This window comes from Parasphingorhabdus sp. (assembly GCF_049667325.1).
In the GTDB taxonomy this organism is placed as follows: domain Bacteria; phylum Pseudomonadota; class Alphaproteobacteria; order Sphingomonadales; family Sphingomonadaceae; genus Parasphingorhabdus.
Map to the genome: position 1 here is coordinate 1 of NZ_JBATHY010000268.1, position 8,275 is coordinate 8,275.

Here is an 8,275-nt window from a genome sequence, read left to right on the forward strand (position 1 = left end):
CGCAGTTCCGAGAATTTTCCGTTGAGCAGCGCCTTGAGCTCGAAATCCTGCGCCTTCATATTGGCAGAAAGCGCAGAAGGATCAATCAATCTGGTCTCGAGCCGCATTGCATCGAGACTGTTGCGACCGAGATCAATCCCGCCCCTTGCGGTGAAGGAAAGCGCCGCGGAACGCGCATCGAAATCCAGTGCCACCAGACGATCATCGAGACTTGCTGTACCCTTGATGGTTAAATTTGGCGCCGCCAGTTTCTGCGCAATCCCGGCCGGCAGCATCGAGGCGTTCAATTTACCATCGTAGGCAAACAGCCCTTCCTTTGCCTCGATCGTGACGTTCGCGAACGGCTTGCCGTTGCTCAGCGCATTCAGTTCGCCATTCCATTTGCGCCAGCTGCCTTCACCTTTCAGGGTCGCTGCCAGATCCTGCTCCAACCCCAGAGCTGCGGCGAGCACGCCGCCGGAAGGCGCGATGATTTCGGCATCGATATCGAGCTTTTCGCGGTCCGGTTCCGCATTCAGGGCGAGCAATATTTTATCGCCGCTGCGCGTGGTTGCGGCATCCAGCAGCACCATCGCGCGACCGGCCCGGATATCGGCAGAGCCGGACAAGTCAGCAAATTGCTCCGAACCGGTAATAGCCGCTCCGAGGGCGAGGTTATCCGCCCGAAACGCGCCAATATATACGTCAAAGTCGGGCAGTAACGGTTTGTCTTCACCGCTATCTATCAGTTCCGGTAAACGGTCGAGCCGCGCTTTTGTAATGACCGCTTCGGAGATATTAAGTTCGTTGAATATCCACGCCAGCGGATTCCACTCGACCGCCACAGTACCGGCCTTGAAAAAAGGGCCCTTGGGATCCTCAAGCTGCAGTCCCTGCACTTTTGCGCCACCATAAATCGATCCCTCGATAGCGGCGATGCGGATGCGCAAGCCGTTCTCCGGTTCCTGCGCCTCGATCTGACTGATGATATAGCGATGACCGGAATCGCTATCCAGCCATATGCCAGTCCCTACCAGCCCGAGAATAAGGACCACAGCCAGCGCCACAAGGCTGCGCATCGGCCAGCGCCAGGTCATCGGCTTGAAACGCGACTTTTCCTTGCTTTCGGCCATCTAGAACGCCTGCCCGAGCGAGACATAGACTGCAATGCGCGAGTCACCGGGCTGGGGATTGATCGGTGTGCCGACGTCGATCCGGATTGGTCCGAAGTCGCTATAATAGCGGACGCCGAGCCCGGCACCGTAGCGCAGATTGGAAAATCCCGGGGTGCTGCTGGTGTAGACATTACCCGCGTCAAGAAACGGCACGACACCAAGATTGCCGCCAAAAAATCCGGTCCGGATCCGCGCTTCCAGCGAGAATTCGACCAGCGAACGACCGCCTACCGGATCATTATTGGCATCGCGCGGTCCGATGCTTTGATAGCCATAGCCGCGCACCGAACCGCCGCCGCCAGAGTAAAGGCGGCGTGAAGGGGCGATGCGGTTATTCCCGGCGCCGGCAATCGTTCCGAAACGTGCGCGTCCGGCGAGCACGATTTTATCCGAAACCGGGAAATAGGCGCTGCCATCCAGCTGGCTCCGGACATAGAAAAAGCTGCCATCCTGAAAAGAGGCTTCGGGGGCAACACGGCCGGTCAATCGAAAGCCGCGTGTCGGATCGAGCAAATCATCGCTGGCGTCATAGGTGACCAGACCCGGCAGTGAGCCAATAAAAAAGGTTTCGCGGTCGGTCGTGCCGGTCGGTCCCGTGATATCTGTTTCTCTCGATGCGATCAGTTCGACGCCAGTCGACCAGCTCCAGCGTTTCTGATAAATGAGGTTACTCAGCCGCTCGATATTTGCGGCCACCGAGAATGTTTGGGCCTTGAACGCCGGACGATCGACCACGCTTAATGCCGTGCGCCCGTTCAAAATATTGTCGCGCCGCCGGTAGTTGCTGCGGCGATAGGCGATACTGCCCGATTGTTCCTGTGTCCCGAGCACGCCGGTCACCCGGATCAGGCCCTCGGGCGGAAAGAAATTCCGATGTTCCCAACTCGCCGCGGCGCGTGCGCCCTCTCCAGTGCCATAGCCCAGCTCGCCGGCAATGGTGCGCAGCGGTGCCGGTGTTACATTGACGGTGATATCGACCGCATCCGGGTTCTCGGCGACAACCGGATCGATAGTGATTGTCGAAATCAAACCGGTCGCGATCAATGCCCGCCGGAGATCCTCGACGTCCGAAGCCTGATAGATGTCGCCTGGATCAAAGCGGGCAATCATCTGGACATGGTCGGGACCAAACAGATCGGTTCGGTCCATGACAATCGAACCAAAATTATATTTGCCCCCCGGTGCGACTGTCATCTCCAGATCACCGAGCCGTTCGGCATGGTCGATTTCGAGTTCCGGTTCGCCGCTTTGGGCAAAAGGATAGCCGTTTTCCGCCATAGCGCCATCGAGCCGGGTCTTGGCATCCATGATCCGGTCGCTGTTGATGACTGCGCCCGGCTGCAAGGCAAAGCTGTCGCGGAATTTTTGCGGGTCGGGCGCGACCGCTGTGTCGAGACCGGGCAAGGTGATCTCGTCCAGTTCATATTGCGGGCCCGCCTGCACGTTGATGATCACGTCCAACCGCTCCTCGCCGTCGGCCTCGAAGCGCGTTTGCACGACGGCGTCATAATAGCCTTCGATCCGCAACAAACGTTCGACCAGCTCTTCATCGCTTTGTACGCGCCGCCGTATCTGGGCAAAATTGGCTTCGTCGCCGCTATATTGCTCCAGAACAGACAGAATCTCGAAGCGAATGGCAAATGCTTCCCCAAGCGTGCTGGGCAGGCCTTCGAAGCTGATCCGGTAAGCAGTCTCCGCCAGCGCATCGGTCGGTCGGTAGCTATTCAGCCGCAATTCTTCGGCCAAAATTTCTTCGGCTGTCTGAACTTCCTGATCCTCAATCGCATCGGTCGCCGGCAGCGCCGGTTCGCTCAGATCATCAGTTTCATCAAAAACCGGTTCCGCCACCTGATCCAGATCCGGCCATTCGACCCCGAAATCCGGAAATTCGGTTAGCGCCTGATCGGGGTCGAGCGGTTCATCAATTTCCGCCTGATCTGGCGATGTGGTGACCGCCGGATTTTCGGTTTGGGCATAGACCGGCCGGACGAGCGAACCCATCAGCAGAACAACCAGCATGCCGAGGCAGCTTCGAAAAACAGTCAGACCCATTGCAGGCTCTTTAGAGGCTGATGAATAGGGAAGCCAATGAATAAGAATGGCTTTTCGACAAGCGTTTCATTTTGTGGGATATTCCGTCCTTTCACCAATAGATCTGCCATTTTCATCATCGATCTTAATCTGTCGTTAACCAACATGGCCCATATTTTCAGATCAATACAGACCAGCCGCGTTTGGCTGGTCGACCAATGTTCAACGGGAACGCGAGAAATGTCGAATATGCGTATGATTATAATCGAAGCAGCCATGCTTGCCGGTGTTTTGGCAACCGGTTTGACTGTGTCTCAGGCCGCCCTTGCAACACCCCTTTCTGCCTCTATTCAGGCCGCTGCCACCGATCCGCGGGCCGATGTGAAGATTGACAGCAAGATAATGGTAGAACGGACCGAAGAGTCGGAAACGGGTGAAATTGTTACCAAATTGGTCGACCCGGCGCGCGTCAAGGTCATTCCTGGCGACAAATTGCTGTTCATCAATGCCTATCGCAACACCGGTCAGTCGACGGTGACGGGATTTGTTGTCAACAATCCGGTCCACGCGGCCGTGGCCTTGATCGAGGTTGTGGAAGACTGGGCCCTGGTCTCGGTCGACGGCGGCAAAAATTATGGCAAATTGTCCGAACTGAGCGTTATCGAAACGGCGGCTGTTGCTGTCACGGAAGAAGAAACCGGCGATTCACCTGCGCCCGAGCAAATCTCCCGCCCGGCAATAGCTTCGGATGTCACCCATATCCGCTGGGTTCTGGCATCGCCGATCGCACCCGGCGCCTCCGGCGAACTGCGCTTTCGCGGGGTTGTCAAATAAAGCCAAACCGGCGCTCTACGCCGGGCCGCATTCCCACAATATCTCACCGACCCCGATCAAACGGGCCAGTCGCGATATTTCCGATGCCAGTTTATCCTGCCGTGCGGTTGACCAACCTGTTCCCGGCTCGGGCCAGAATTGCGTGACCCGCAAAAGTCCTGCTAACCGGTCGGCCTTGATCTCGATCCGGCCGACAAAGCGGTCGCGCTCCAATATCGGATAGACATAATAGCCCCATTGGCGCTGCGCTGCGGGCACGAACATCTCGTTGCGATAGTAAAATCCGAACAGGGCAAGCAAGCGGTTGCGGTCGCGCACAACAGGATCAAACGGGTTGATGATCCGAAGGCGCGACGTCGGCTCCGGTGCGTTCGAGAGGCGTATTTCAATATCTGGCGGTGCCAAGGCCTTGAGCCATTGGCCGTCGTGTGTCTCCAGCTTGACGGCGACCATGTCCCCGGCCGTTTTTTCCCAAACACGGGTTTCCGTTGCGTCCACGGCACCCCAAAAGCGCTGGATTTCACCAAGCGAACCAAAGGCCAGACGGTCAAGCGCGTTGCGGCAAAGCCAGTCGATCTGGGCCGCGTCATCATGGGTCGTTTCGCGGTGATGCGAAGGGATTACGCGTTCGGACAGGTCGTAATATTTGGTGAAATTCTGACGATGGGAGGTCGCCAGTTCACCGGCATACCAGAGCTGGTCCATCACCCTCTTGTGCGGCGGGCGGTCCCACATCTGCTTCTTGCCTTCCACCTTTGTGTCGAACGCCTGAGTGGAGAGCGGGCCTTCTCTATCGATCCTCGATTTGATCTGCTCACCGTTGATCTGCTTGACCGCCTTTTGAAATGAGGCATGGCCCGCCACTCGCTCGCCCAGACGCCGGAACTGGCGTTGCCACATCGGGTAAAATTCGATCGGCAGGATCGAGGCATCATGGGTAAAATGCTCGAACACCGCCCTGTCCTGTCCCAAGAGCTTGTCGAGCATCGGCTCGCGGTAATTCTGGTTGCGGCTCCACATGATATGATGGTGGGCGCGGGTGACATTCTGGATCGTATCGAGCTGGACATAGCCGAGGCGGCGGATCATTTCCGGAAGGTCGAGCGGTCCGGTCGGGGTTTCGGAAAGTCCCTGCGACTGCAGCCAGAGCCACCGCGCCTGTCGATTGTCTATCCTCAGCACCGCCCGATCAGACCGCAGTGGTTTCGATATGCGCGACTTTTCTGTCCCGCCGGGTCGCCAATATGCACCCGGCAACGATCATGACCGCACCCGACACCGTGGTTAGCGTGATCGGTTCACGAAAGAACAGCCAGCCGAAAATCGCCGCCCAGATGAAGGCGCTATATTCCAGATTGATCAGATTCTGTGCTTCGGCGCGCGCATAGCCCCAGGCAATGAAAAGCGCGGATATTATCGACAAAATGGCAGCGGCACCAATATAGGGAAGCGACTGTATATCGGGAACAACCGCGAAAAACGGAGCGAGCAGCAGAAAGGATGAGCCTACCACCAGATTTTGCGAAAAGCTGATCTCGATCGGGCCGGCGAGCAGCGCCTGCTGCCGCTGGATAACCAGATTGCCCGCATAGAGCACTGCCGACACCAGAATAGCGCCGATACCGAGCAGCGCTTCTTTTTCAAATTCGCCGCTCGCCCTGCCCCATGCAATCACGAGCACACCGGCAAAACCGAGCGCGGAAGCATATATGGCGTTGGGGCGGATGGTCTCGCCCAGGAACACCGCCGCGAGATAGAGCGCGATGATCGGTGCGATGAAAGACAGCGCGATAGCTTCGGCCAGCGGCACCCGCGCCAGGCCCCAGAAGAACAGATAGGACATGAAGACGATGATTATGCCACGCTGAAGATGAACCTTGCGCGCGGCCTTGCCCGGCATTTTCGGGCGGCGTGCGAAGAAGACCAGCGAGACAATCACAAATGCAACCAGCACGCGCCAGAGTATCGCGTTATAAGCGCCCAGCTCGATCGCCAGACTCTTCATCGCGACATCCATCATTGCAAAGGTGAGCAGGCCGAACAGGACCGAACCCGCTGGCAACAGGAGTGGGCCGCTGTCGGTCTGGCTATCGGCGGATATTAGATCGGGCATATACTATTCCATCAGCCGCATGCAGTAGGGCCGTTACTCTGTCATCGCCCCGCGCGCTTCGACAGGCTCAGCACGAACGGATTTCAAGACGCTCAGCTTATCTCCCCGCAACCGACAATGGCAAGCGGGATCAGAGGCCCATTTGCCGGACCGCGAGATCGCGCATGATTTCCTCCGAGCCACCGCCGATCGCCATGACCTTGACCTCGCGGTAGAAGCGCTCGACCGGATTGCCGCGCAAATAGCCGGCCCCGCCAAGAATCTGCATTGCCTCGCTGGCGCAAAATTCGAGATCCTTGGTGGCACTGAATTTGGCCTTGCAGATTTGCGCGACCGGCATTTCGCCCTGATCGGCGAGCCAGCATATCTGGTTGAGCCAGCCGTCGAGACGATCCACGCGCGCCGACATGTCGGCGATCTTGTGGCGGATCACCTGATGCTTGATCAGCGGCTTGCCGAAAGTCTCGCGCTGCTGGGCATAGTCGATCGAATATTCGAGCAGCACCCGCATCATGCCGAGACACTGCGCGACCATGCCGAGCCGTTCATGGTTGAAATTGTGCATGATCTGGATGAAGCCGCGATCCTGATCACCGAGCATATTTTCTGCCGGGACGCGGACGTCGTCAAAATAGAGCGAGGCCTGATCAGAGGCCCACCAGCCCATTTTCTTGTCGAGCGCGGTGCGCGAGAAACCCTCCGCATCGGCATCGACGAGAAACAGCGAGATGCCGTGCAGCCCTTCGCCCCCGGTACGCGCGCCGATGACATAATGATCTGACGTCATTCCGCCAGTGATGAAGGTTTTGGACCCGTTGATCACCCAGTGGTTGCCGTCCTGCCGCGCGGTGGTCTGCATATTGGCGACATCCGATCCGCCGCCGGGCTCGGTAATCCCGAGACTGGATCCCTTTTTGCCAAGCACGATATCTTTCAATATGCGGTCTTTAATATCTTCCGAAGCCAGCTTGTGGATTGGCCCGATGGAAATGCTGCGCCCGCCGAGCGCTGCCAGCGTGCCGCCGTTATGAGCGCGGGTGGCTTCCTCGGCCCAGGCGACGCGCATGAAAATATCGTCGATGCCGAGCCCGCCATATTTTTCATCAACGCCAAAGCCCCAGACGCCCAGCGCGCCGACTTTTTCGTGCATCTCCCAGGGGATTTCGCCCGCTTCATCCCATTCATTGGCAAAAGGCTGCAACTCGGTTTCGGCAAAGCGGCGGCAGGTCGCGCGAAATTCACGGCGCTCGTCATTATCGAAGGGGCGTAGCATATCTCTCTCCCAAGAGTTTAATCAGTTGATTAAAGCTGTATCGCCTCCAGCGCGGAACGCAAGGGGGCGGGAAGAGAAACCGGTCGGCGGTTTGCGCGATCGACATAGACATGGGTGAAGCTGCCCGCCGCCGAAGCCACATCCTCGTCACCGCGAAACAGGCCGACGCCGTAGGTGACACTGCTGTTGCCGAGCCGGTCAACCCGGATTCGCGCCATGACTTCGTCGGGAAAGGCAATCGGGGCAAAATAGTCACAGCCGGTGTTGACGACCAGACCAATGGTGTCGCCGCCGGTAATATCGAGCGCACCCTGCTCGATCAAATAGCGGTTCACCGCGGTGTCGAACCAGAGATAATATATCGCATTATTGACATGGCCATAAGGATCATTGTCATTCCACCGGGTGGTGATCGCGCAGCCGGCACGATAATCGGAGCGGACCGGTGGTTCAGCTCTGGCGCTCTTACCAGGCAGCATCGTAAATCCTCTGCGCGTCGGCCAGCGTCACCTCTTTGGGATTGTTGACCAGCAAGCGCGACTGGAGCATCGCAGCTTTGGCCAGTTCGGTTGTCGCATCCTGTGCTATCCCGATCTCTCGCAACTGCCGCGGTGCCTTGACCTTGACCGCCAGCGCTTCGAGATGATCGATCAATTGCTGCGCCCTTGCCTCGCTGCAGTTTTCGCTGCCGCGCGGGATGTCCAGCGCATCGGCAAGCTGCGCGTAGAGAGGCGCCGCTGCCTCGAGGTTGAATTGCATCACATAAGGCATGACCAGCGCATTGGAGAGGCCGTGCGGGATGTGATAAATGCCGCCGAGCGGATAGGCGAGCGCGTGGATCGCGCCGACCGGACTATTGGCAAAAGCCTG

The 8,275-nt window shown here is 58.0% G+C and carries 6 protein-coding genes and 2 pseudogenes; 1 reads left to right on the forward strand and 7 read right to left on the reverse strand.

The annotated features are described in order from the left end of the window. Together WBM93_RS12145 and WBM93_RS12150 are read right to left on the reverse strand one after the other, a co-directional pair. A pseudogene (locus WBM93_RS12145) lies at positions 1-1,112 on the reverse strand (translocation/assembly module TamB domain-containing protein); the annotation flags it as partial. Further along, a complete protein-coding gene (locus WBM93_RS12150; RefSeq protein ID WP_424432132.1) occupies positions 1,113-3,206 on the reverse strand; it encodes an autotransporter assembly complex protein TamA in 2,094 nt (697 codons plus the stop codon). It abuts the pseudogene before it with no gap. 228 nt (positions 3,207-3,434) lie between these two features. On the opposite strand from WBM93_RS12150, the gene WBM93_RS12155 reads away from it, so the two are divergent. Beyond that, positions 3,435-4,019, forward strand: coding sequence for a hypothetical protein (locus WBM93_RS12155; protein WP_424432133.1), 585 nt, complete (start codon positions 3,435-3,437; stop codon positions 4,017-4,019). Between the two features lie 15 nt (positions 4,020-4,034). Here WBM93_RS12155 and WBM93_RS12160 read toward each other — a convergent pair whose 3' ends face one another. The 5 genes and pseudogenes from WBM93_RS12160 to WBM93_RS12180 form a co-directional block, all read right to left on the reverse strand. Continuing rightward, positions 4,035-5,201 carry a winged helix-turn-helix domain-containing protein gene (locus tag WBM93_RS12160; protein ID WP_424432134.1) on the reverse strand — a complete coding sequence of 389 codons (1,167 nt, stop codon included), beginning with the start codon at positions 5,199-5,201 and terminating at the stop codon, positions 4,035-4,037. A gap of 7 nt (positions 5,202-5,208) precedes the next feature. Then, positions 5,209-6,132: a DMT family transporter gene (locus WBM93_RS12165; protein WP_424432135.1), complete on the reverse strand. Its 924-nt coding sequence runs from the start codon at positions 6,130-6,132 to the stop codon at positions 5,209-5,211. A gap of 130 nt (positions 6,133-6,262) precedes the next feature. Continuing rightward, positions 6,263-7,405: an acyl-CoA dehydrogenase family protein gene (locus WBM93_RS12170; protein ID WP_424432136.1), complete on the reverse strand. Its 1,143-nt coding sequence runs from the start codon at positions 7,403-7,405 to the stop codon at positions 6,263-6,265. A gap of 29 nt (positions 7,406-7,434) precedes the next feature. Beyond that, the gene (locus tag WBM93_RS12175) at positions 7,435-7,884 is read right to left on the reverse strand and encodes an acyl-CoA thioesterase (protein WP_424432137.1); all 450 of its coding nucleotides are present in this window, start codon (positions 7,882-7,884) and stop codon (positions 7,435-7,437) included. Beyond that, a pseudogene (locus tag WBM93_RS12180) lies at positions 7,871-8,275 on the reverse strand (iron-containing alcohol dehydrogenase); the annotation flags it as partial. The pseudogene WBM93_RS12180 and the gene WBM93_RS12175, both read right to left, overlap by 14 nt.